This window comes from Streptomyces hokutonensis (genome assembly GCF_000376565.1).
In the GTDB taxonomy this organism is placed as follows: Bacteria; Actinomycetota; Actinomycetes; order Streptomycetales; family Streptomycetaceae; genus Streptomyces; species Streptomyces hokutonensis.
On the sequence record NZ_BARG01000038.1, the window covers coordinates 1 to 22806 of the forward strand.

The following is a 22806-nucleotide window of genomic DNA, read 5'->3' on the forward strand; positions in this document are numbered from 1 at the left end:
GTGGACCGGTTCGTTGACAGTCATGAAGCTCTTGACCCTCCGCTCTGTGTGGACCGCCGGACGTGGAACACGTGCGCGGGAGCCCGGCCGGGTTCCAGACGCACATAGTTGGTCCTGCCCCACTGATAGGACTCACCCGTCAGTTCGTCGTGCACCGACATGGATTCGTGCGATTCCAGGCCGAGTTGCGGCATGTCCAACGAGACCGTGGCCTCCTGGGTGTGGTGCGGATCGAGGTTGACGACCACCAGAACCGTGTCCACGCCGGTGGTCTTGCTGTACGCGATCAGAGCGTCGTTGTCCGTCCGGTGGAAGCGGAGATTCCTGAGCCGGCGCAGCGACGGGTGGCGACGCCGGATCGCGTTGAGCGACGCGATGAGGGGAGCGATGCTACGGCCTTCCCGTTCCGCGGACTCCCAGTCGCGGGCGCGGAGTTGGTACTTCTCCGAGTCGAGATACTCCTCGCTGCCCGGCCGGAGAGCGGCGTTCTCGCACAGTTCGTAGCCGCTGTAGACACCCCAGGTGGGGGAGAGCGTCGCGGCGAGTACGGCCCGGAGTTCGAAGGCGGGCCGGCCGCCGTGCTGGAGGAACTCGTGGAGGATGTCGGGGGTGTTCACGAAGAAGTTGGGCCGCATGTAGGCGGCCGCCTCGCCCGACAACTCACTCAGATATTCGGTGAGTTCCTGTTTGGTGTTGCGCCAGGTGAAGTAGGTGTACGACTGTTGGAAGCCGACCTGGGCGAGGGTGGCCATCATCGCGGGGCGGGTGAACGCCTCGGCCAGGAAGATCACGTCCGGGTCGGTGGCGTTGATGTCGGCGATGACCCGCTCCCAGAACACCACCGGCTTGGTGTGCGGGTTGTCGACGCGGAAGATCCGTACCCCGTGGTCCATCCAGTGCCGCAGCACCCGCAGCGTCTCCGCGATCAGGCCGTCCATGTCCCGGTCGAAGGCGATCGGGTAGATGTCCTGGTACTTCTTCGGCGGGTTCTCCGCGTAGGCGATGGTGCCGTCGGGGCGGTGGTGGAACCACTCCGGGTGCTTGTCCACCCACGGGTGGTCCGGCGAGCACTGGAGCGCGAAGTCGAGCGCGATCTCCAGGCCCAGCTCGGTCGCCCGCGCGACGAACGCGTCGAAGTCCTCCAGCGTCCCCAGCCGGGGGTGGATCGCGTCGTGCCCGCCCTCCGGGGAGCCGATCGCCCAGGGCACGCCGACGTCCTCGGGCCCGGCGGACAACGAATTGTTCGGCCCCTTGCGGAAGGTCGTCCCGATGGGATGGATCGGCGGCAGATAGACGACGTCGAAGCCCATCGCAGCGATCCCCGCGAGCCGTTTCGCCGCCGTACGGAACGTGCCGTGCGGCTCGGCAGCCGTGCCCTCGGAGCGCGGGAAGAACTCGTACCAGGAGCCGTAGAGCGCCCGCTCCCGCTCCACCAGCAACGCGCGCGGCTCCGAAGCCGTCACCAACTCCCGCAGCGGATACCGTTCCAGCGCCCCCTCGACCTCCGGCGTCAGCGCCGCGACGAATCGCGTCCCCACCGGGAGTGAGTCGTCGCGGAGAGTCTCCGCGGCGGCCAGCACCGCAGCGCGCGCCGGTCCCTCGGGCACTCCCGTGGCCGCACGCGCGTGCAGTTCCGCGCCCTCCTCCAGCATCAGGCCGACGTCGATGCCGGCATGGATCTTGATGCGGGCCGCCCGACGCCAGGTGGCGATGGGATCGCCCCAGGCCTCGACGACGTAGGACCAGCGGCCCGTCGCGTCCGGAGTGACCTCGGTACCCCAGCGGTCGCTGCCGGGGGCGAGTTCGCGCATCGGGGTCCAAGGTCCGGGGTGGCCGTCGGGGTCGTAGAGGACGACGTTCGCGCCGATCGTGTCGTGGCCCTCGCGGAACACGGTGGCGGTGACCTCGAACGTCTCACCGACGACCGCCTTCGCCGGGCGCGCGCCGCTGTCCACGGCCGGGCGTACGTCGCGTACCGGAATGCGGCCGATCGGTGCCGGGGTCGCGTTCATGGGTCTCACCTCCGCCGTGCTCGTGGCCGGGCTGTTCACCCGGTGGGGGGGCCAAGCTGCGCCGGAAAGGGGACTACCTTCCGGCCGGGGAACGCCGGTCGACGGTGACGGCGGCGGTGACGGGCGGCCCGCGGTGTACGACGGCCGTCGCCTGGGGGCGTCCGTTCTGCTCCTGGAGGTACGAGCCCACGCTGCTGCGCAGATAGCGTTCGGCGGCTTCCGCGGCCTCGCGCGCGCAGCGCTTCCCCATCAGCACGCACAGGGTGTAGCCCGAGTCCTCGAAGGTGGCCCGTACCGTCCGGTCGCCCGGCGACGCGAGCATCACGCGTTCCCACGCCCGGTAGCGCCGCAGTTGGCGGGCCACCTCGGCCTTGGCGGGTAGCAGCATGGCGCTGTTCACCTTCCGCCTCGGCGGACCGCGTTTCCCGACCGTCGGGTGGCGGCCGTGCGCGGAGCGGCATGGCTCCGGCACGGCAGTCGAGGCTTTCACTCATGGTGCACAGGTGATGACCAAGCGTCTTGTTGGATCTTCAACTACCTCATGGGCCGCTCGTGTTGCACGAATGGCCTAGCGCTCGCACTCTGGAGATGACTCAGAAGCGATCAGTGCTCACGCTTCGTGTTCGGGGCCCCGGCCCCGCAGGGCGAGGGGAAGCGCGAGCTTCGCCGGTAGGGAGCCAACGAAGATGAAGACCGCAGTGCCCTGCTACTACCACCTCGACGTGGAAGTCAGTCCGGAACGGGTCGGGCAGGTCGGACGCATCCTGGCCGCCCATCTCCGCCTCTGGGACCTGGAGATTCTCGTGAAACCCGTCTGCCGCGGCGCCGAGCTGCTGCTGCGGGCCATCGACGAGCACGCCACGGACAAGGACACGTCGATCGAGCTCTGGTGGAACGGTCAGCACCTGATCACCGCGATCGGCGACAACGACCGCGATCTGCGCCCGGACCAGGATCTGCGCGCCTGCCTCGCCCGGATCGCCGCGATGAGCGACGGCTGGGGCTGCTGCGCCACCGACACCGGAAGCAAGGTCATCTGGTTCTCGCAGCGCGCCCCCAGCGGCGAACGCGTCCCGCGCGTCCCGAGGACACCCGCGCCGCGCCTGCGGGAGATGCTGGACCTTCCCCGCGAGGTACCGGCCGCGCTGCCGGCCCGTCCGACGCACGGCGTCCTGGAGGACGCCCGGTGACCGCGAGCCCGCGCCGGAAAGGGGTGTCCGTGTGGAGCGGGCACCCCTATCCATTGGGTGCCTCCTACGACGGGAAGGGCACCAACTTCGCACTGTTCAGCGAGGTCGCCGAACGCGTCGACCTCGTCCTCGTCGAGGACGACGGCAGCCACCGGAACATCCGGCTGACCGAGGCCGACGGCTTCGTGTGGCACTGCTACCTGCCGGACATCGGTCCCGGGCAGCGCTACGGCTACCGGGTGCACGGCCCGTGGGCTCCGGCCGCCGGACACCGCTGCAATCCCGCGAAGCTGCTCCTCGACCCGTACGCCCGAGCGGTGGACGGCCAGATCGACAACGACCCCTCGCTGTACGAGCGTTCGGCGGGCCCCGCCCCCGGCGACAGCGCCGGGCACGGCATGCTCGGGGTGGTCACCGACCCGTCCTTCGACTGGGGCGACGACCGCCCGCCCCGGCGCTCGTACGCCGACACCGTGATCTACGAGGCCCACGTGAAGGGGCTGACCCGCACCCACCCGGAGGTCCCGGAAGAACTCCGGGGCACCTACGCGGGGCTCGCGCACCCGGCCGTCGTCGACCATCTCGTCTCGCTCGGGGTGACCGCCGTCGAGCTGATGCCGGTGCACCAGTTCGTGCAGGACGGAGTGCTCCAGGACCGCGGACTGTCCAACTACTGGGGCTACAACACGATCGGCTACTTCGCGCCCCACAACGCGTATGCCGCGCACCGCGAACGCGGGCAGCAGGTCACCGAGTTCAAGTCCATGGTCAAGGCGCTGCACGCCGCCGGGCTCGAGGTGATCCTCGACGTCGTCTACAACCACACCGCCGAGGGCAACGAGAAGGGCCCCACCCTCTCCTTCCGGGGCATCGACAACGCCTCCTACTACCGCCTGGTGGACGGTGATTGGGGCCACTACTACGACACGACGGGCACCGGGAACAGCCTGCTGATGCGGCACCCGTACGTCCTCCAGCTCATCATGGACTCGCTCCGCCACTGGGTCACCGAGATGCACGTCGACGGCTTCCGCTTCGACCTCGCGGCCACGCTGGCCCGGCAGTTCCACGAGGTCGACCGGCTGTCGGCCTTCTTCGACCTGATCCAGCAGGACCCGGTGATCAGCCGCGTCAAGCTCATCGCCGAGCCGTGGGACGTGGGGGAGGGCGGCTACCAGGTGGGCAACTTCCCGCCGCTGTGGTCGGAGTGGAACGGCAAGTACCGGGACGCCGTACGGGACTTCTGGCGGGGTGGCGAGCACACGCTCGGCGAGTTCGCTTCCCGGCTCACCGGCTCCTCCGACCTGTACCAGCACAGCCGGCGCCGACCGCGAGCCAGCGTCAACTTCGTCACCGCGCACGACGGGTTCACCCTGCGCGACCTGGTCTCGTACAACGACAAGCACAACGAGGCCAACGGGGAAGGGAATCGGGACGGCGAGAGCAGCAACCGGTCCTGGAACTGCGGGGTGGAGGGGGAGACGGACGCCCCCGGCGTGCTGGAGCTGCGCGCCCGCCAGCAGCGCAACTTCCTTGCCACGCTGATCCTTTCGCAGGGCATCCCCATGCTGAGCCATGGCGACGAACTCGGTCGCAGCCAGCGCGGCAACAACAACGCCTACTGCCAGGACAACGAAGTCTCCTGGATCGACTGGGAGTTGACCGACGAGCAGCGTGAACTCGCCGCGTTCACGCGATATGTCATCGGATTGCGCGCCGCCCATCCGGTGCTGCGCCGGCGCCGGTTCTTCCGCGGCGAGACCGCCGTGCACCCCGGACAGCCGCTGCCCGACCTGGTGTGGCTGCTGCCCGACGCCCGCGAGATGACCGACCGGGACTGGCAGCGCTCCGACGCGCACTCGGTGGGTGTCTTCCTCAACGGCGACGCCATCGCCGAACGCGATCCGCACGGCGGACCCGTCGTCGACGACTCCTTCCTGCTCCTGCTGAACAGCTACTGGGAGCCCGTCGACTTCCGTCTCCCCAACGTCACCTACGGCGAGCGCTGGACGACCCTGATCGACACCGCCGAGCCCCAGGGGACCCCGGACGAGACGGAACACAAGGCCGACACGGAGATGGTGGTCGAGGCCCGGAGTCTCGTACTGCTGTCGAGACCCGCCCGGCGCTGAGGGTCAGGCGGCCGGGCCGTGTCCGCGAAGTTGCCCCCAGCCCCGCGACGCCCGGCACTCCTCCAGCCTTCGGCCGGGAGACCCCCGGAGCACTGACCGGACGCCGCGGGGCCCACCCGGCGCTGAGTCTCAGGGGGCGCCGCGCGAGGTCACCGTGAACTGGGCGCCGTCCGGGTCGCGCAGTACGGCCTCGTGGGCGTTCTCCCGCAGGATGCTCCCGCCGTGCGACGCCGCGACCCGGGCGCAGGACCGGATGTCCGAGACCGCGAAGTGGACCTGCCAGTGCGGGCGGACGGTCGGGTCCGGAGCCGCCTCCAGCGCGCCCGACTCGATCCGCGCCACGACGTTGCCGCCGCTGCGCAGGACGACCTCGCCGCCCTCGTAACGGACCTCGCAGCTCGCCGGGTCCGCCGACGCCCAGTCGAGGACCTCGCCGTAGAAGATCGCCGCGTCGAAGGCGTCCCGGGTGTGCAGGCGGACGAAGGCCGGGGCCGAGCGGCGCCAGGTCTCCCAGCCGCCCATGAGGTCGCCCTCCCAGATGCCGAAGGTCGCGCCGTCCCGGTCACCGAGCAGCGCTGCGCGGCCGGGCGGGAAGGAGAGCGGGCCCACGGCGACCGTGGCGCCGCGCTCGCGGACCCGGGCCGCGGCCACATCCGCGTCGGGCACAGCGAAATACGGCGTCCAGGCCACCGGGATCTGCCACATCGAGGCCACCGCGCCCAGGCCGGCCACCGGAATGTCGTTCGCCGTGGCGATCCGGAACTGGTCGCCGAGCCGCGCCGAGCGCCACTTCCAGCCGAACACGGCCTCGTAGAACGCCTCGGTGGTCTCCACGTCGCGGCTCGTGAGACTCACCCAGCAGGGGGCGCCGAACATCGAACGGGTGGAGACGGCGTCCGGCTCACCGGGGGACGGATTCCTGTCGTGGTTCATGGCAGTCGCGTTCCGATCTCCTGGACCGGCGGCCACCGGTCTCCCTCTCAGTGTCCAACCGGAATCGGTCCCGCTGCCTCCCGAGCGGGTGTCTTGACCATCCTTTTGGGTTAGTTACCTCTGCTAAAGAGGTAATCTCCGGGAGTGGAGACGGAGAAATTCCCGGAAGAGCTGGCCGACGCGCTCGTCGGGGTCCAGCGGCTGATCCGCAGGCGACTGCGGAGCGAGATGACCATGCCGCGACTGCGCGGCGCCGAGGTGGAGCTGCTGCGCCTGGTCGAGGTCCGGCCCGGCATCGGCATCTCGGAGGCGGCCAAGGAGCTGTTCCTCGCGAGCAACTCGGTGTCGACGCTCGTCAACCAGCTCGTCCGGGACGGCTTCATGATCCGCGAGACGGACCCCGCCGACCGGCGCGCCGCCCGCCTCCAGCTCACCGAGACGGCCAAGACCCGCCTCGGCGACTGGCACGCACGGCGCGCGGCCCTCGTACGGGCGCAGGTCGACCGTCTCGACCAGGCGGACCGGGACGCGCTGCGTGCGGCGATCCCGGCCCTGCACCAGTTGGCCGTCAATCTGCACGAGGAGGCCGAGGACTCATGACGCAGGACACCGCCGCCGAGCGGTCCGCAGCCGTCAGCTGCACCCGGCTCGCCTATTCCTTCGGCGAGACCACCGCGGTGGACGGGCTCGACCTGTCCGTGGGGGAGGGTGAGGTCTTCGGACTGCTCGGCCCCAACGGCGCCGGAAAGACCACGGCCATCCGCTGTATCACCACCCTGCTCCCGGTCCCGGCGGGCATGGTGCACGTCTTCGGCCACGACACGGCCAAGGAACAGATGTCGGTGCGCCGTATGCTCGGCTACGTCCCGCAGCAGCTGTCCGCCGACAGCGGGCTCACCGGCCGTGAGAACGTCGCTCTCTTCGCCCGCGTCTTCGACGTCCCGCGCAGAGAACGCGCCGCCCGCGTCGCCCAGGCGCTGCGGGCCGTCGACCTCACCGATGCCGCCGACCGGCTCGCCAACACCTACTCCGGCGGTATGGTCCGCCGCCTCGAACTCGCGCAGGCGCTGGTCAGTGCACCCCGGCTGCTCATCCTCGACGAGCCCACCATCGGCCTCGACCCGATCGCCCGCACGAGTGTGTGGGAGCACATCAACGCCGTGCGCGAGGCCACCGGCATGACCGTCCTGGTCACCACCCACTACATGGACGAGGCCGACCAGTACTGCGACCGCGTCGGCCTGATGCACCGCGGCCGCATCCGCGCCCTGGGCACCCCGGTCCAGCTCCGTGAGGGCCTCGGCGAACGCCGCCGCGCCGACGGAGCGCCCGCCACCGATCCGCTGCCCACCCTCGAGGACGTCTTCCGGGACATCGCCGGCAGCGGTCTCGAAGACCAGTCAGGAGGTTTCCGCGATGTCCGAAGCACCCGCCGCACCGCGAACCGCGTCGGCTGACCCCGCCCCCGAGTACGACCTGAACCTGCTGCTCACCCCGCCCCAACCCCGGTCCGGCTGGCGCCTGTTGCCCGCCCGCGTCATCGCGATGTGCGCGGTCGAACTCCAGAAACTCCGGCACGACCGCACCGAGTTGTACACCCGGGCCGTCCAACCGGCCCTCTGGCTGCTGATCTTCGGCCAGACCTTCACCCGCATCAAGGCGATCCCCACCGGGGGCATTGCCTACATCGACTACCTCGCCCCGGGCATCATCGCCCAGTCCGCGATGTTCATCGCCATCTTCTACGGCATCCAGATCATCTGGGAACGCGACGCCGGCATCCTCAACAAGCTCCTCGTCACCCCCACCCCGCGCTCGGCGCTGATCACCGGCAAGGCCTTCGCGGCCGGAGTGAAGTCACTGATCCAGGCCGTCGTCGTGGTCGTCATCGCCGCGATCCTCGGAGTCGCGCTGACCTGGAACCCGCTGAAGCTGATCGGCGTCGGGGCGATCGTGATCCTCGGCTCCGCCTTCTTCTCCTGTCTCTCGATGACCATCGCCGGCATCGTGCTCAGCAGGGACCGGCTGATGGGTTTCGGACAGGCGATCACCATGCCGCTGTTCTTCGGCTCCAACGCCCTCTACCCGGTGGCGATCATGCCCGGTTGGCTGCAGGCGGTGAGCAAGGCGAACCCGCTCAGCTACGAAGTGGACGCGCTGCGCGGGCTGCTGCTCGGCACCCCGTCCCATGTCGGCACCGACTTCGCCGTCCTGCTGGTGGCCGCCGCACTGGGCATCGCGGCCGCCTCCTCCCTGCTCGGACGGCTGGCCCGCTGATCTTGCCGGGGACGTGATGTGCGGCACGCCCCCGGCCACGGTTCGGTGGCCGGAAACCGGATTCCTGCTGCGCACGGCTTGATCAGTGATCAAGCGGGCGAAAACGCTGGCCACAGCGCATTCTGCTCATTTGACAGTGCGCTGAGCACACAGATAGGAAGCAGCTCTCTGAGGTCGAGAGGGTGCATTGTGTACGAGCCGAACGTGGTCGGGGACTGGCACGAGTACGACGAACATGCCGGTCTGCGTGTCCGCGTCCACAGCCTGGCGGCAGCCGAGCCGCCGCGCGGACGCGACGACGCCGCCGAAGGGCTGACGTACTTCACTCTCCGTGTCACCGTCGAGAACCGCGGCGCCCGGCATCTCGGCATCCACCTGGAGGACGGGCAGATCGACATCAGGGTCGGCCCGGACGGCGAGAGCGCCTTCATCGACTGGCGCAGCTCGCAGTTCATCGAGGGCTTCGACGTCTATCCGCTGCGCCGCGCCACCGCCGTCCTGTACGCCGCCGGCCCGGAGGCCTCCCTGACCCAGGTCGACGTACAGGTGCAGCTGCGGGTCGAGGAGGAGTGGACCGAGCGGCGCCTGTGGGCGGGCGGCATCGGGCTGTGCGAGGAGGCCGTCGCGGCCGGTGCCGGGCGGGACGGCCTGGCGCACCAGGTGAGCAAGTTCCTCCGCGACCAGGCGGAACCCGGCACCCCCTGAACCTTTCGGGCGTCAGTGCGGGATGCCGTCGATGATCTCGCGGGCGCCCTGCCGCAGCAGCGCCACCGCCACCGACGTGCCGAGCGTCGCCGGGTCCAGCCGGCCCGCCCACTCGTGCGCGTTGAGCCGGGTCTTGCCGTCCGGGGTGAACACACAGGCGCGCAGCGACAGTTCACCGCTCCGGTCGACCTGGGCGTACCCGGCGATCGGACTGTTGCAGTGCCCCTGGAGGACGTGCAGGAACATGCGCTCCGCCGTCGCCTCACGATGCGTCTCGGGGTGACCGAGCCCGCTGATCGTGTCGATGACGTTGGTGTCGCCCTCACGGCACTGCAGGGCGAGGATGCCCGCGCCGATCGGCGGCATCATCGCCTCGGCGGACAGCACCTCGGTGGCCGCGTCCAGCCGGTCGATGCGCTCCAGGCCCGACATCGCGACCAGCAGCGCGTCCGCCTCGCCCGCCGCGAGCTTCTCCAGCCGCCGGTTGACGTTGCCGCGGAACGGCACGCACTGCAACTCCGGGTGCGTGGCGGCGAGTTGTGCGACCCGGCGGACCGAGGAGGTGCCGACGCGGGTACCGGCGGGCAACTCGTCGAGGGTCAGCCCGCCCGGGTGGATCAGGGCGTCGCGGATGTCGTCCCGCTTCAGGAACGCGGCGAACGTCGTGCCGGCGGGCAGCGGGCGGTCGGCGGGCACGTCCTTCATGCAGTGCACCGCGAGATCCGCCTCACCCGCGAGCAGCGCGGCGTCCACCTCCTTGGTGAACGCCCCCTTGCCCTCGACGGCGGACAGGTTCCCCATCCACTTGTCGCCGGTCGTCTTCACCGGCACGACCTCGGTGCGCACCTGCGGATGAAGGATGGCCAACTCGGCGCGGACACGCTCCACTTGGGCCAGCGCCATGGGCGAGTCGCGGGAGACGATTCGGATCAGTTCGGGCACGGACATGCCGACACGATAGACCTTCCGGCACCCCGCCGTGGACCGGACCCCGCACCCGGCGGGAGTGACATACGCGTCACACCGTGTCGGTGAGGACCACACGCAGGGTGCGGTGGCCGGTCCCGTCCGCGGCTACGACCGGTTCCCCCGGCCGCCCGTCGACCGTGCACGACTCCACCCGGCTCCCGCCGCCGCTCAGCGTGATGTCGAGGGTCGTGCCCCGGTACCGCAGCCCGCGCAGACTCACGGCGCCCCAGGCCGGGGGCAGACACGGGCGCAGCCGTAGCGAGCCGTCCGTGAACGTCAGGCCGAACAGACCGTCGTGGATCAGCCGCAGATACGCGGTCGCCGACCAGGTCTGGTCGGGTTGGGACACGAAGTGGTGCGCGTGCCCGCTTGCGCCGCCCTGCCAGCCGCCGTCCACGGCACCGGTCACCGAGTTGTACAGCTCGTAGAAGCCGCCGCTCGTGGTGACCAGACCGGCGAGGGTGTCGACGGCGAGGGCGAACGGTCCGGTGCGGCCCGCGTCGGCCGCGGCGTGGCCGTACAGCCCGTGGACCATCGGCCACACCATCACGTTGTGCCGCCCCGGACGCCGGTCGTCGAAGCGCGGGAAGTGCGGCCAGACGTTGACGATGCCGTACGGCTGCCAGTGCGTGGAGTCGAGGATCCGGCCGGCGCGTTCGGTGTCGGCGACGCCGAGGAGGACGGCGAGGGCCAGTCCCGCGCCCTCCTGCGAGGTGTCGAGATGTCCGGCGAGGGGGCCCTCGCTGTGGACGAGGTAGCCGTAGGTGCCGGCGTCCGGGCGCCACAGGTGCCGGTCGATCGCCGTGCGCAGCCGCTCCGCGTCCGAGCGCAGCGAGGCGGCCTGTACGGGGCGGCCGAGGGCCTCGGACATGGCGGCGAGGGCGAGATGGGCGCCGTAGTAGAGGCAGTTGGTCGACAGGCACATCAGCTTGTTGGCGTGCGGGTGGTCCAGGACGAAGGACGAGTGGACGGACTTCGAGGCGGGTGGGCTGGGGTAGCCGGAGATGCCGTCGTTCATGAAGCCCGGGCCCTCGAAGAGGCCGAACGTCGGGTTGAGGTGCTGGGTCCGGCGGGCCGCGAGGGTGCGTGCGGACGTGTCGTGGGCCCGGGTGAGGAAGTCGCGGTCGCCGGTGACCAGATAGTGGTGGTGGGCGGCCAGGATCCACACGATCTGGTCCCACCACTGGTTGTCCTGCTGGACGACGAGCCCGTCCCGCGTGCGGTCGACCACGGACCACAGGGTGTTGCGGGCGACCTCCGGCGCGAGCAGGCTGACCCCGCTCCACGCGTTGACGGCCGCGTCCCGCGTCCAGCGCTGGGGTGCGGGATAGCCGCCGCCCGCCCGGACGATCGTGCCGGGCGGATAGCTGAGCAGGTCGGCCTTGTCGTACACGGAGCGGTCCGCGCCGATGGCGTTGGCGCCGGACACGGACCTGAGCGCGGACGAGTACAGGTCACCGAGCCTGCGCTGGGTGGCCGGGTCGTCGAAGGCGAGGGTGGGCATGGTGTATCCGTTCCCGGGGGCCGGGCCCTGCGCACCCGCGGGGATGGCCGTCGCTCCGGCGATGCCCAGCGCGATCAGGAGAGCCCGCCGCGAGACCCTGCGTTCAGCTGCCACGTTCCGTCCTCTCGGGCTCCCGGGGTCGAGATGGTCCCGGGAGCCCTGAGAACGATGGTGCCCTGCGGACGGTACCGTCAGGCGGTGGGGTCGAACGTGATTCCGGAAGGCTTTGCCGACGTGAGGTGGGCCACGAAGTTGGCGTCCTTGAGCCCGAAGTTCGCGCTGCCGAAATCGTAGGCGCTCAACTTGTCGCGCAGGCCCGCCGGGTAGCCGTTCCAGCCGACGAGTGGCGGGTACTGCCAGGTGTGCTTGTCGTTCTCCGGCGGCTCGTCGTTGGCGTTCGCGAGCCGGAAGTCGTGCGTGCCGATGCCGTCCTTGTGGTAGACGATCTTGGCATGCGTGCCGTCGAAGCGGACGTCGGAGGCCGCGTGCACGGTGAACGAGCCGTGGTTGGACGTCGACACGTACTGGATCGTGCCGTTCTGGACCCACACCACGACGTGTTCCCAGTCGTTGCGGTGCCCGCCGATGCTGGAGTTGGCGACGGCCTGGTCCTTCTCGAAGTACAGGCCGTACATGTAGGCGCACCAGCCGTTGTTGCACTTGTAGCGCGAGTAGCTGTTGGTGTTGTCGAGGTCCGAGGCGTCGTGGCACTCGCCGCTGAGTGAACCCGTGGGGTTGAGGCCGCCATTGATGGTGCCGTCGGGGCCGATCGCGGGCGTCGGGTAGCAGCCGTCCGTGTCGTAGTCGAAGGCGGGCAGATACGTCTTCTCCACCGTCTCGGCGTTCGCGGGCAGCGCCGCGGGCGGGGCGGCGAAGGCGGCGGAGGGGAAGGCGATGACGAGCACGGCGGCACCGCCGAGACCGGCGAGCCACCTTCCGCGGCGGGTCCGGGACTTCTGGGACGACACTGCGTTCTCCTCTTCGGGCGCAGCCCAACGGCTGTGGATGGAAAGGGCTTTCAGAGTCCCTTCTTTTCATGTACGCGCCAAGGGGGTGAGGTGTCACGATGGTGACACGCCGCCCAATACTTGAGCTACGCAAGTTCCTCAGTTCTCCGGCAGGTCGGCGGCCGACTCCTCCGGTGCCAGGTCGGGGCGCAGCCGCAGCCAGGACGGCTGCCGCAGCATCCCGGCCCGGGTGCGGGTGCTGTAGCGGACCTCGCCGACCAGCCGGGGCACCACCCAGCGCGCCCCGGTCACCGCCGGCACCGGATCGAAGGGGCAGGCGTCGGTCCCGGCGGCCCGCAACAGCGCGGCCAGTTCGGCGCGTTCGGCCGCGCTCCAGCCCGTGCCCACATTGCCGACGTACCGCAGCCGGCCGCCCGCGCGCTGCCCCACCAGCACCGCGCCCGGCAACCCCGACAGCCGCCCCCTGCCCGGCACCCACCCGCCGACCAGCACGTCCTCGCTGCGCAGATTGCGGATCTTGATCCAGGCCCGGGACCGCACCCCGGGCTCGTACACCGAGTCCAGCCGCTTGCAGACCAGCCCCTCCAGCCCGTGCTCGCGCGTGGCCCGCAGAGCCTCGGCACCATGTCCCGTGAGCGCGCCGGGAGTTGACCAGTTCGGGCCGTTCAGTCCCAGTCGCTCCAGCTCGGCGCGACGGTCGGTGTAAGGGAGGCCGAGGAGCGGCCGGTCGAGGTGCGGGACGTCGAACAGCACCAGATGTACAGGGGAGTTCGCGGCTCGGTGCGCCGCCAGAGCGGGCGAGTCGGCCAGCCCCATCCGGTTCTGCAGCAACTGGAAGTCGGCTCGGCCGTGTTCGTCGAGGGCCAGCACCTCGCCGTCCAGGATCGCCCGAGTGCTGCCCAACTCGCGGCCCAGGGGCAGCAGTTCGGGGTAGGCGCCGGTGATGTCCGCACCGGAGCGGGCGCGCAGGACGACACTGCCGTCGCCGGGGAGATACACCAGTACGCGCTGGCCGTCCTGCTTGGTCTCGTAGGCCCAGCGGGCGTCCTGTCCGGCGGACGGGAGGGTGCCGGGGGTGGCGAGCATGGGTGCGATGCGGGGGAGGGGCACGCCACAGGTGTCGACGGCGAGCGGGGGCGGCACGCCTTTTCGGCGGGGGGTTCGCCTGAACGGGCGCCAGGTCGTGTCCGCGAAGTCCCGTCGTCCGCCCGAGGGCGGGCTTTGCCGCGTCCGGTGCGTGTTCTGGGCTCTAGGGGCAGCTCTCACGCCCTCAGGGCAGTGGGGGAGCGTGCCGGGCGTCGCCAGGCTGGGGGTACCCCCTCTGGGGGAGGGACTCTGCGAACGCGGTCCGGGTCAGAGCGCGGGACCGGACGGCGGCGGTGCCTGTACCAGCCCCGACTGGTAGGCCATGACGACGAGTTGGGCCCGGTCGCGGGCGTCCAGCTTGGTCATGGCGCGGTGCACATGGGTGCGGACGGTCAGCGGGCTGACGTACAGCTTCTCGGCGATCTCGTCGTTCGAGTGGCCCTCGGCGGCCATGGCCATGATCTCGCGTTCCCGGGCGGTGAGGACGTCGAGCCGGTCGGGGGTCGCCAGTCGGGCGCTCGGCGTGGGGGTGGCCAGGAAACGGGCGATCAGGGTGCGGGTGGCTAGCGGAGAGAGGAGGGACTCGCCGGACGCGACCGTGCGGATGCCGGCGAGCAGCGCCTCGGCGGTGACGTCCTTGCCGAGGAAACCGCTTGCGCCCGCCCGCAGCGCCTGGGCCACGTACTCGTCGACCTCGAAGGTGGTGAGGATGAGGACGCGGGTGCCGGACAGTGCCGGGTCGGCGCAGATCGCGGTGGTGGCGGTCAGGCCGTCGGTGCCGGGCATGCGGATGTCCATCAGGACGAGGTCGGGGCGGTGTTCACCGGCCAGTGCGATCGCCTCGGCGCCGTCGGCCGCCTCGCCGACCACCTCCATGCCCTCGCAGGTGTCGATCAGGATCCGGAAGGTGGCCCGCAGCAGGGCCTGGTCGTCGGCGAGCAGTACGCGGATGGTCATGGGGTTCTTTCTTCCGGTTCCAAGACGCTTGGGTACAGCGGCAGTTCGGTGGTGACTTCGAAGCCGCCCCCGACTCGGTGCCCGGCCCGCAGGGCACCGCCGACCGACCGGGCGCGCTCCCGCATCCCGATCAGCCCGAAGCCCTGGCCCGTGGACGGCGCCGGGACGGTCGTACCCGCTCCGTCGTCGGAGACGGTGACGGTCAGGCGGTCGTGGGAGTAGCGCAGGCGCACCTGGGCCGCCCCGGTCGTGGCGTGCTTGCTGACGTTGGTGAGCGCCTCCTGCACGATCCGGTACGCCGTCAGGTCCACCCCGGCCGACAGCGGGCGCCGTTCGCCCTCCGTGGTGACGGTGACCGCGAGTCCGGCGGTGGCGAACGCGCCTGTCAGCTCGGGGAGTTGGGCCAGCCCCGGGCTCGGGGCCAACGGCGCGCCGGGATCGTCGGGCCGGCGCAGCAGCCCCACTGTTCCCTTCATCTCGCGCAGCGCGGAGGACGTCGTACCGGCGAGCTCGGTCAGGATCTTCTGCACATGGTCGGGATGGGTGCGCGCGAGGTGGGCGGCGGTGCCGGCCTGGGCGTGGGCCAGGGCCAGATGGTGGGCGACGACGTCGTGCAACTCCCTCGCGATGCGCATCCGTTCCTCGGCCACCCGGTGCCGGGCCTCCTCCTCCCGGCTGCGCTCGGCGTACTCGGCACGCGCCTGCACCGCCTCCAGGTAGGCGTCCCGGAGCCGGAGCGCGTTCCCGGCGACGACCGGCAGCAGCAGCCAGGCGGCCGGGCCGACCGTCTTGAACGGCCAGGGGTGATGCACCGGGTCCACCAGCGTCGCCGTGGTCACCAGCAGCACGACCGACGCGAGGAAGTAGCGGCGGGCCGTCCTGCGGCGGGTGAGAACGGCCAGCCGGTACAGGGCCAGCATCAGCGGCCCCAGCATCAGCGGGGTGAGGAGGCAGCCCAGCGCGGCGGCCCCGGCGGCGGCGACCGCCGTCACGGCGACGACCGCGCGGGGGTGGGTCCGCTGCCAGAACAGCGCCGCGCAGGAGACCGTGGCGAGCGCGATGGTGGGGGCCACCGCGTCGGGCCCGGGACCGCGCGGCACGTTCAGCTCGCTGCCGAAGAGGAACATGGCGAACAGCAGCACCGCCGACATGGTGTCGACGGTGCGGATGTGCTCGTCCGCGTAGCGCTGCCAGCTGTGGTGCATCGGTGTCTCCGGTGGGTCTCCTGCTTCCATGGTCGGCGATGCCCGGTCCTGACCTGCGGCCGGGCACCGCCGGTGGGGTCCGCGGACAGGCGGCGGGGCCGCCCGCGTCACGCTCTGCGGGCGGCCCGGCGGGGGAGGAGCGGAGTCAGGCACGGGTGACCGGTACGGGTTCGGGCACGGCGGGGGCCGCGGGTTCCCGGCGGGTGAGCGCCTCGCCCTCGACGTCGATGTTCGGCAGCAGCCGGTCCAGCGGGCGCGGCAGCCACCAGGCGGCCCGGCCCAGCAGCGCCAGTACGGCGGGCACGATCGCCATCCGGACGACGAAGGCGTCGAGCAGCACGGCCGCCGCGAGCCCGAAGCCGATCATCTTGATCATCGACTCGCCGGCCCCGATGAAGCCCGAGAACACCGCCATCATGATCAGCGCGGCGGCCACGACCACCCGGGCGCTGTAGCGGAACCCGGTCGCGATCGCCTGCGCCGGCCGGTCCCCGTGGACGTAGGCCTCCCGCATGCGGGCGACGAGGAACACCTCGTAGTCCATGGCGAGTCCGAAGACGATGCCCACCAGGAAGATCGGCATCATGCTCATGATCGGGCCGGTCTGCTCCACGCCCAACAGGCTTGCGCCGTGGCCCCATTGGAAGACCGCGACGACCGAACCGAGCGAGGCCAGCACCGACAGGAGGAAGCCGAGGGCGGCCTTCAGGGGGACGAGGACCGAGCGGAAGACCAGCAGCAGGAGGACGACGGCCAGGCCGACCACCACCGCGAGGTAGGGGATCAGCGCGTTCTGTACCTTCTGCGCCACGTCGATGTTGACCGCGGTCGTGCCCGTGACCAGGAACGTCGTCCCGGTCGCGGACTCGATCGCCGGGCGTTCGGCGCGGATGGTGTGGACGAGGTCCTTCGTCCGCTCGTCGCTGGGGCCGGTCGACGGGACGGCCGAGAAGACGGCGGTGTCGCCCGCCGGGTTGAAGCGGGGCGAGGAGACGGAGACCACGCCCTCGGTGGTCGCGATCCGCTTCGAGATCGTCGATACGGCGGCCTTCGTGCCGTCGGCCGACTTCGCGTCGACCACGACGGTCAACGGCCCGTTGAAACCGGGCCCGAAGCCCTTGGCGAGGTCGTCGTAGGCACGGCGTTCGGTGGTGGCCGTGGACTTCACCTCGTCGCCGGGCATGCCCAGTTGGAGATCCGCCACCGGAAGCGCGAGCGCCCCGAGGCCCACCACGCCGAGCAGCAGCACGGTGACCGGACGGCGCAGCACGAGCCGCGCCCAGCGGCTGCCGCCGTTGTTCTCGCCGTTCTCCTCGATACGCCCCTTCTTGCGGGCGGAGCGGGACAGCACGGCGTTCGGCCAGAACCCGAGCAGCGCCGGGACCAGCGTCAGCGCGATGAGGACGGAGACGACGACCGCACCGGCGGCGGCCAGCCCCATCTTGGTGAGCGTCGGGATGCCGACCACCGACAGACCGGCCAGAGCGATGACAACGGTCAGACCGGCGAACACGACTGCCGAACCCGCCGTGCCGGCCGCGAGGCCCGCCGCCTCTTGGGGCGCGTGGCCCTTGGAGCGCTCCTCGCGGTAGCGGGAGACCACGAACATGGCGTAGTCGATGCCGACCGCGAGGCCCAGCATGGTGGCCAACGTGCCTGTCGTGGAAGACAGGTTGAGGGCCTTGGACAGGGCCAGGATCGAGGACATGGCGATCCCCACGCCGACGACCGCGGTCAGCAGCGGCAGTCCGGCCGCCGCGAGCGAACCGAAGGTGATCAGAAGCACCAGGGCGGCGATCGCGATGCCGATCGCCTCGGCGCTGCCGCCCGCCGACGGCTGGGTCGCGAGCGCCGTACCGCCGACCTCGACGGTGAGGTCCGACGTACGGGCCCGGTCGATCGCCTTCTGGAGATGGGACTTCGAGGCCTCGGTCAGGTCGTGCGCCTTCACCTTGAAGGTGACGGTCGCGTACGCGGTCGTCGCGTCCCCGCTCACCGCCTTCGCCGTGAACGGGTCGACGGCGGAGGCGACTTGGGAGCCGTCAGCCGCCTCGGTGACGAGCTTCTCGACGACCGCTCTGTTCGCGGTCGCGGTGATCTTCCCGCCGTGCGGGGCCACGAACACGATCCGCGCGTTCGCGCCGTCCGCGGCCGAACCCGGGAAGCGCTTCCCCAGCAGGTCGAACGCCTTCTGGGACTCGATCCCCGGCATGGACGACCCCTCGTCGGGGGCCTCGGGAGCCTTGACGGCGGCGAAGCCGACGGCGGCCAGCACGGTCACCCAGAACAGGGTGACCAACCAGCGCCGTCGGAAGGCGAGTCGGCCCAGTCGATGGAGAAAAGTAGCCACGGGACGGAGTGCTCCACATCTGCTCTCGGGGACCGGCCCAGACTCGCGGGCGGACCCCTGTCCCGTCGTCGTGCGGCTGCCGACAATCGCGGCTACTGAGAACGCAGTACGCGCCGCCGGCCGTGTCATCCCCTGGCACGACCGGCGGCGCGCGTGTCACACGTTCTGCAGATAGGCCAGCACGGCCAGCACCCGGCGGTGCCCGCTGTCGCTCGGCGGCAGGCTCAGCTTCAGGAACACATTGCCGATGTGCTTGCTGACCGCGCGTTCCGTGACGACCAGGGTCTTCGCGATCGTCGTGTTGTCGTGGCCCTCCGCCATCAGCTTCAGCACCTCGCGCTCGCGCGGGGTCAGCGAGTCCAGCGGTGAATTGCGGCGCCGGGTGAGCAGCTCCGTCACCACCTCGGGGTCGAGCGCGGTACCGCCGGCCGCCACCCGGTCCAGCGCGTCGAGGAACTCGTCCACGCGGCCGATCCGGTCCTTGAGCAGATAGCCGACCCCGCTCGCGCCGACGCCCAACAGCTCGGCGGCGTACGACTCCTCGACGTACTGCGAGAGCACCAGCACCGGCAGCCCCGGGATCTTCTCCCGAGCCTCCAGCGCGGCCCGCAGCCCCTCGTCGCGGAAGCCGGGCGGCATCCGCACGTCCAACACGGCCACGTCCGGCCGGTGTTGGAGCAGCGCGGGCAGCACCTCGGGCCCGCTGCCCGCGACGGCCACCACCTCGTGCCCGGCCGACGTCAGCAGGAGGACCAGGCCCTCTCTGAGCAGGGCGTTGTCCTCGGCGATCACGACTCTCATGACAGTCCCGCCTCAACTACGCTCACCAGACGCACGGCAGCTCCACTTCGATCACGGTAGGTCCCCCCGCGGGGCTGGTCACAGTCACACTGCCGTCGAGCGCGGCGACCCGGCGCTGCATACCGAGCAGCCCCGATCCGCCCGCCTCGTCGGCGCCACCTCTGCCCTCGTCGCGCACCTGGACGCGCAGTCCGGTGCGGGCCCGGGCGAGATGGACCTCGGCGCGGTCGGCGCCGCTGTACTTGGCCGCGTTGGTCAGCGACTCGGCGATCACGAAGTACGCCGCCGCCTCCACCGCCGCCGGGGCGCGCGGCCCGTCGTGTCCGTCGGTCAGCCCGTCCACGGTCACACTCACACCGAGCGCGCTGCTGGCGGCCAGCGCGCGCACCGCGCCGACCAGGCCGCGGTCGGTGAGGATCGGCGGATGGATCGCGCGGACGACGTGCCGCAGATCCGTCAGCGCCTCCTCGGCCAGTGTCTGCGCCTCGTCGAGCATCCGACGGGCCGCCGCCGGGTCCTGGTCGTAGGCCCGCTTGGCGAGACCGATGCGCATCGACAGCGACACCAGCCGGGCCTGCGTCCCGTCGTGCAGATCCCGCTCGATCCGGCGCAGTTCGGCCCCGTGCGCGGCGATCGCGCCCGCCCGGGTCTGCACCAACTCCTCGACCCGTACGGCAAGTTGAGCCTTCGGTGACGGCTTGAGCAGGACGGTCGACCACTCGGCGTCCAGGTCCGCGAGCCGGCTGATCAGTGGCAGCACGACGGCCTCGCGGCGCAGCAGCCCGCACCACACCCCGTCGACGACCAGACCCAGCGGCCACAACGGCAGCATCAGCACGGGCAGCGCGCCGTAGGCGTAGTAGGCCACCATCCAGCGGAAGTCGGTCAGCGTGCTCGGATCGCGGACCGCCGTGCGCAGCCGCTCCCGGACGGTGCCGTCCAGCGGCTGGTACGCCTCGGGGATCTTCCGCCCGGTCCAGGCGCCCGCCTGCTGCCGCTTGGCCCCGGCGATCCGCCGTATCAGCAGCACGGTCTCGGGCAGCATGAACGCGCCGACCACCGAGACCGTGAGGATCGCGGTGATCAGGAGCACGGTGATGAAGATGTACGACCCGAAGGCCATCGCGGCGGAGATGACCAGATGAAGTGTCGCCCGGCCCGCCTGGCGCAGGGTTGCCCGCATGGAGATCAGGTTAGGCGCAGGGGGTGCTCGGTGCGGGCGCGGACCGCGCGGCAGTGGTGGAGCCCACTCCACCACGGGCTCGGGAGACCGTTCCACCGGGGGTTCGGGAGATCGCTCCCTCGTGTCGTCGGGCGGACGACGGAATCGTTGAAGCACCACGTCAACCAAGATCCAAGTCTGCTCGATCCGGAGGAAACCATTCATGAAGCCGCTGCTTGCGTCGAGACCCGTGCTGTGGTTCCTGTTCCTGTTCAACCTGGTCGTCGCCATCGCCGCGCCTTTCGTGACCGACGGCCCGCAGGCCGTACTGACCGGCGTCGGCATGGGGGCGGTCTCGCTCGGGGCGGGCGTCAGCCTGTTCCGCACCCGCCGGAAAACGGTCTGACGCACCACGCGAGGCAATGTGTCCACGGACCCGGCGCCGATCTGGGGGAGTGGCCGGCGACCGGGTCCGGGACAGCGCCGACCCCCGTCCCCACGGGTTCGGCGCGGGAGCCGCCTTCCGCTCAAGGCGGCCCCGGCTCTGGTGAGCGAAGGCTCAGTTGTGCTCCTGCTTTCCGCTGCCCGTCCTCAAGGCCGGGCTTCCTTGAGTTAGGCAAGCATATGTGACTTACTTGAGTCAAGCAATCGAATGGACATTGCTTGAGTCAGGCAAGCAGGACGGTAGGCTGAGCGCATGTCCACGTACGGCAGCATCAGTGAGACACGATCACCGGCCCGCGGTGGCGGGCAACACCTGCTCGTCGCCGTGGACGAGCCGGACAACGCCGAACTCCTGTCCACGACACTGGAGTTGGCCGGCTACCGGATCAGGACGGCCGGCAGCGGCACCGAAGTGGTGTCGCGGCTGGCGGAGCAGCGGTTCGAACTGGTTGTCATCGACGCCGAGTTGCCCGGGATGGACGCCCTCGAACAGGGTGGCCGGCTCGTCACGCACCGCCCGCCCGTCCTGCTGCTCACCGCCTGGGACGCCCTCGACAGACTGCTGCCCGAACTGGGCGCGGGGGAGCGGGACTACGTCACCAAGCCGTTCCGGATCGCCGAAGTGCTCGCCCGTATCCAGGTGTTACTGCGCGCCACGGGCGGCGGCCGCGACGGCGCCCTCCACTACGCCGACCTGGTCCTGGACGACACCACCTGCCAGGCGCGACGCGGCCGGCGCACCCTCGATCTCACACCGGCGGAGTACCGGCTGCTGCGCCACCTCCTGATCAACGCGCACAAGGTGCTGTCCAAGGAACAGATCAGCCGGTACGTCTGGGGCGACTTCCGCGGAGACAACGCGATGGAGCAGCTGATCTCCCGCCTCCGGCGCAAGGTGGACCAGGAGGGTGCGGCGCTCATCCATACGCGGCGGGGCTTCGGGTACTGGCTCGGGCGGGCGGCGGGGTAGGGGTTGTCAGGTTGTGCGTGTCGGCTGGAAGTAGGCTGCACCGGGCTCGGCCTGGTCACTGGGGCAGGCCCGCCTGGGGGTGATCGATCTGATAGTCCGTCATGGGTCCGCGGCTGCGGGGTCGGCGCGTCGAGTGGGAAGAATCCTGGGGCTGATCGCCGCCGCGGCACTCGCGCTGGCGGTGGTGCTGTTGTCGCCCTTCGCGCTGGAGGAGTTCTCGGACTCCAAGGGCGTGGACTGGAACAGGCTGGGCCAGGTCGGCGCGGCGTACGGCTTCACGTCGGCCGTCGTCTCGGCGCTGGCGCTGGCCGGAGTCGCCGTTTCCCTGGGTGTGCAGAACCGGCAGGCCAGGGCGGACCAGGTCCAGGGGATCCGCAGTTACTACCTCGAACTGGTCCGCCTGGAACTCGACGACATGGCGCTGTATCAGCACGTCTGGGGCGATTCGGACATCGTCGATCCGCATGAGCGGAAGCGGCACGTCTATGCCGACCTCATGATGAATTACGCCTGGATGGGCTTCGAGATCGGGACCATCCGCGAGAGTCTGCTGCGGGACATGCTCGCCGGGATGTTCACCGGAGAGGCCGGGCGGCACTACTGGAGCCGGGCTCACCCTTCGTGGATCGCCAGTTCCTCCGGAAGCCGGGTCGGTCGCCGCTTTCTGGCCATCGTGGGCGAGGAACACGCTCGGGCGGCGGCTTCCGGACCACCGACCCGCTCGCCGATCGTCTCCCGTCCGCCTGCCGTACCCGTCGTGGGGTCGTCGCCCGCGTGGCGGGCATCGGTCGGCGCTCTGGCCGGTCTGGGCGCGGGCCTGGCGCTCGGGTCGCTGCTGCGGAGTCGCCGGTAGGAGATTCTGCACAGCAAATATGGACAGTCTGTGCAGTGGACTGCGGGGTGGGGTCACGGTGACGTGACCCCACCCTTTTCGCATTCCTGCCGCGAGTCGCCGTCGTCACGCCTCCATCCGTCAACTCGCAGTTAATTCAACTGAGTTCACCCTCCCTGGCATCGCTGTCCGGTGCACGGCAACGCCGTTGACGGGTGATCTGGGTCACGTCAGATAGATGTCAGTCAACTGACCGGAAGCCGTCAGTCCGCTCTGTTTGCATGTGCTCATCGAGGCCTCGTCGGCACC

21 protein-coding genes are annotated in these 22806 nt (G+C 70.5%); 9 read left to right on the forward strand and 12 right to left on the reverse strand.

All coding sequences use genetic code 11. The features are described from left to right. Window positions 1-20: 20 nt before the first annotated feature. Complete coding sequence (locus SSP08S_RS22520) at window positions 21-2012, reverse strand: alpha-1,4-glucan--maltose-1-phosphate maltosyltransferase (RefSeq protein WP_019069894.1); 1992 nt, start codon at window positions 2010-2012, stop codon at window positions 21-23. 73 nt (window positions 2013-2085) lie between these two features. Beyond that, the gene (locus tag SSP08S_RS22525) at window positions 2086-2400 is read right to left on the reverse strand and encodes a DUF5133 domain-containing protein (RefSeq protein ID WP_019069895.1); all 315 of its coding nucleotides are present in this window, start codon (window positions 2398-2400) and stop codon (window positions 2086-2088) included. Between the two features lie 298 nt (window positions 2401-2698). Here SSP08S_RS22525 and SSP08S_RS22530 point away from each other — a divergent pair, with 298 nt between their 5' ends. Beyond that, window positions 2699-3202, forward strand: a complete 504-nt coding sequence (locus SSP08S_RS22530; RefSeq protein WP_019069896.1) for a hypothetical protein — start codon at window positions 2699-2701, stop codon at window positions 3200-3202. Continuing rightward, entirely contained in the window at window positions 3199-5334 is a 2136-nt protein-coding gene (gene glgX / locus SSP08S_RS22535; protein ID WP_078532490.1) for a glycogen debranching protein GlgX, read from the forward strand. Before SSP08S_RS22530 ends, glgX begins: the two co-directional genes overlap by 4 nt. Before the next feature lie 129 nt (window positions 5335-5463). Here glgX and SSP08S_RS22540 read toward each other — a convergent pair whose 3' ends face one another. Then, window positions 5464-6267, reverse strand: coding sequence for a VOC family protein (locus SSP08S_RS22540; protein WP_019069898.1), 804 nt, complete (start codon window positions 6265-6267; stop codon window positions 5464-5466). Window positions 6268-6411: 144 nt separating this feature from the next. Between SSP08S_RS22540 and SSP08S_RS22545 the strand changes: the two genes are divergently transcribed. The 4 genes from SSP08S_RS22545 (at window position 6412) to SSP08S_RS22560 (ending at window position 9249) form a co-directional block, all read left to right on the forward strand. Continuing rightward, complete coding sequence (locus SSP08S_RS22545) at window positions 6412-6867, forward strand: MarR family winged helix-turn-helix transcriptional regulator (protein ID WP_019069899.1); 456 nt, start codon at window positions 6412-6414, stop codon at window positions 6865-6867. Then, complete coding sequence (locus SSP08S_RS22550; RefSeq protein WP_019069900.1) at window positions 6864-7724, forward strand: ATP-binding cassette domain-containing protein; 861 nt, start codon at window positions 6864-6866, stop codon at window positions 7722-7724. The genes SSP08S_RS22545 and SSP08S_RS22550 overlap by 4 nt, the downstream gene beginning before the upstream one ends. Then, entirely contained in the window at window positions 7684-8544 is an 861-nt protein-coding gene (locus tag SSP08S_RS22555) for an ABC transporter permease (protein WP_019069901.1), read from the forward strand. The genes SSP08S_RS22550 and SSP08S_RS22555 overlap by 41 nt, the downstream gene beginning before the upstream one ends. A gap of 189 nt (window positions 8545-8733) precedes the next feature. Next, window positions 8734-9249 carry a hypothetical protein gene (locus SSP08S_RS22560; protein ID WP_019069902.1) on the forward strand — a complete coding sequence of 172 codons (516 nt, stop codon included), beginning with the start codon at window positions 8734-8736 and terminating at the stop codon, window positions 9247-9249. Between the two features lie 12 nt (window positions 9250-9261). Here the strand turns inward: SSP08S_RS22560 and hemC are convergent, their stop codons facing one another. The 9 genes from hemC to SSP08S_RS22605 form a co-directional block, all read right to left on the reverse strand. Then, entirely contained in the window at window positions 9262-10197 is a 936-nt protein-coding gene (gene hemC / locus SSP08S_RS22565) for a hydroxymethylbilane synthase (RefSeq protein WP_019069903.1), read from the reverse strand. 70 nt (window positions 10198-10267) lie between these two features. Then, complete coding sequence (locus SSP08S_RS22570) at window positions 10268-11836, reverse strand: MGH1-like glycoside hydrolase domain-containing protein (RefSeq protein WP_019069904.1); 1569 nt, start codon at window positions 11834-11836, stop codon at window positions 10268-10270. A 77-nt stretch (window positions 11837-11913) separates the two neighbouring features. After that, window positions 11914-12690: an NPP1 family protein gene (locus SSP08S_RS22575; protein WP_019069905.1), complete on the reverse strand. Its 777-nt coding sequence runs from the start codon at window positions 12688-12690 to the stop codon at window positions 11914-11916. Window positions 12691-12828: 138 nt separating this feature from the next. Further along, the gene (locus tag SSP08S_RS22580; protein WP_026178735.1) at window positions 12829-13800 is read right to left on the reverse strand and encodes an ATP-dependent DNA ligase; all 972 of its coding nucleotides are present in this window, start codon (window positions 13798-13800) and stop codon (window positions 12829-12831) included. Window positions 13801-14043: 243 nt separating this feature from the next. Continuing rightward, complete coding sequence (locus tag SSP08S_RS22585) at window positions 14044-14733, reverse strand: response regulator (protein WP_019069907.1); 690 nt, start codon at window positions 14731-14733, stop codon at window positions 14044-14046. Then, on the reverse strand, window positions 14730-15938 hold the full coding sequence (locus SSP08S_RS22590; RefSeq protein WP_019069908.1) for a sensor histidine kinase: 1209 nt from the start codon (window positions 15936-15938) through the stop codon (window positions 14730-14732). Before SSP08S_RS22590 ends, SSP08S_RS22585 begins: the two co-directional genes overlap by 4 nt. 145 nt (window positions 15939-16083) lie before the next feature. Then, the gene (locus SSP08S_RS22595) at window positions 16084-18288 is read right to left on the reverse strand and encodes an MMPL family transporter (RefSeq protein ID WP_158697190.1); all 2205 of its coding nucleotides are present in this window, start codon (window positions 18286-18288) and stop codon (window positions 16084-16086) included. Window positions 18289-18444: 156 nt separating this feature from the next. Beyond that, window positions 18445-19089, reverse strand: a complete 645-nt coding sequence (locus tag SSP08S_RS22600; RefSeq protein ID WP_026178736.1) for a response regulator — start codon at window positions 19087-19089, stop codon at window positions 18445-18447. A gap of 22 nt (window positions 19090-19111) precedes the next feature. Then, complete coding sequence (locus tag SSP08S_RS22605) at window positions 19112-20272, reverse strand: sensor histidine kinase (RefSeq protein WP_019069911.1); 1161 nt, start codon at window positions 20270-20272, stop codon at window positions 19112-19114. Between the two features lie 202 nt (window positions 20273-20474). Here SSP08S_RS22605 and SSP08S_RS22610 point away from each other — a divergent pair, with 202 nt between their 5' ends. The 3 genes from SSP08S_RS22610 (at window position 20475) to SSP08S_RS22620 (ending at window position 22518) form a co-directional block, all read left to right on the forward strand. Continuing rightward, window positions 20475-20657: a hypothetical protein gene (locus tag SSP08S_RS22610; protein WP_019069912.1), complete on the forward strand. Its 183-nt coding sequence runs from the start codon at window positions 20475-20477 to the stop codon at window positions 20655-20657. Between the two features lie 291 nt (window positions 20658-20948). Next, window positions 20949-21665: a response regulator transcription factor gene (locus SSP08S_RS22615; protein WP_019069913.1), complete on the forward strand. Its 717-nt coding sequence runs from the start codon at window positions 20949-20951 to the stop codon at window positions 21663-21665. A 133-nt stretch (window positions 21666-21798) separates the two neighbouring features. After that, window positions 21799-22518, forward strand: coding sequence for a DUF6082 family protein (locus SSP08S_RS22620; RefSeq protein WP_019069914.1), 720 nt, complete (start codon window positions 21799-21801; stop codon window positions 22516-22518). Window positions 22519-22806: the final 288 nt, after the last annotated feature.

Coding starts and splice junctions, on each gene's coding strand:
- SSP08S_RS22520 (WP_019069894.1), bottom strand. CDS start 2,012: ATGAACGCGACCCCGGCACCGATCGGCCGCATTCCGGTACGCGACGTA.
- SSP08S_RS22525 (WP_019069895.1), bottom strand. CDS start 2,400: ATGCTGCTACCCGCCAAGGCCGAGGTGGCCCGCCAACTGCGGCGCTAC.
- SSP08S_RS22530 (WP_019069896.1), top strand. CDS start 2,699: ATGAAGACCGCAGTGCCCTGCTACTACCACCTCGACGTGGAAGTCAGT.
- SSP08S_RS22540 (WP_019069898.1), bottom strand. CDS start 6,267: ATGAACCACGACAGGAATCCGTCCCCCGGTGAGCCGGACGCCGTCTCC.
- SSP08S_RS22550 (WP_019069900.1), top strand. CDS start 6,864: ATGACGCAGGACACCGCCGCCGAGCGGTCCGCAGCCGTCAGCTGCACC.
- SSP08S_RS22555 (WP_019069901.1), top strand. CDS start 7,684: ATGTCCGAAGCACCCGCCGCACCGCGAACCGCGTCGGCTGACCCCGCC.
- hemC (WP_019069903.1), bottom strand. CDS start 10,197: ATGTCCGTGCCCGAACTGATCCGAATCGTCTCCCGCGACTCGCCCATG.
- SSP08S_RS22585 (WP_019069907.1), bottom strand. CDS start 14,733: ATGACCATCCGCGTACTGCTCGCCGACGACCAGGCCCTGCTGCGGGCC.
- SSP08S_RS22590 (WP_019069908.1), bottom strand. CDS start 15,938: ATGCACCACAGCTGGCAGCGCTACGCGGACGAGCACATCCGCACCGTC.
- SSP08S_RS22600 (WP_026178736.1), bottom strand. CDS start 19,089: ATGAGAGTCGTGATCGCCGAGGACAACGCCCTGCTCAGAGAGGGCCTG.
- SSP08S_RS22605 (WP_019069911.1), bottom strand. CDS start 20,272: ATGCGGGCAACCCTGCGCCAGGCGGGCCGGGCGACACTTCATCTGGTC.
- SSP08S_RS22610 (WP_019069912.1), top strand. CDS start 20,475: ATGAAGCCGCTGCTTGCGTCGAGACCCGTGCTGTGGTTCCTGTTCCTG.
- SSP08S_RS22615 (WP_019069913.1), top strand. CDS start 20,949: ATGTCCACGTACGGCAGCATCAGTGAGACACGATCACCGGCCCGCGGT.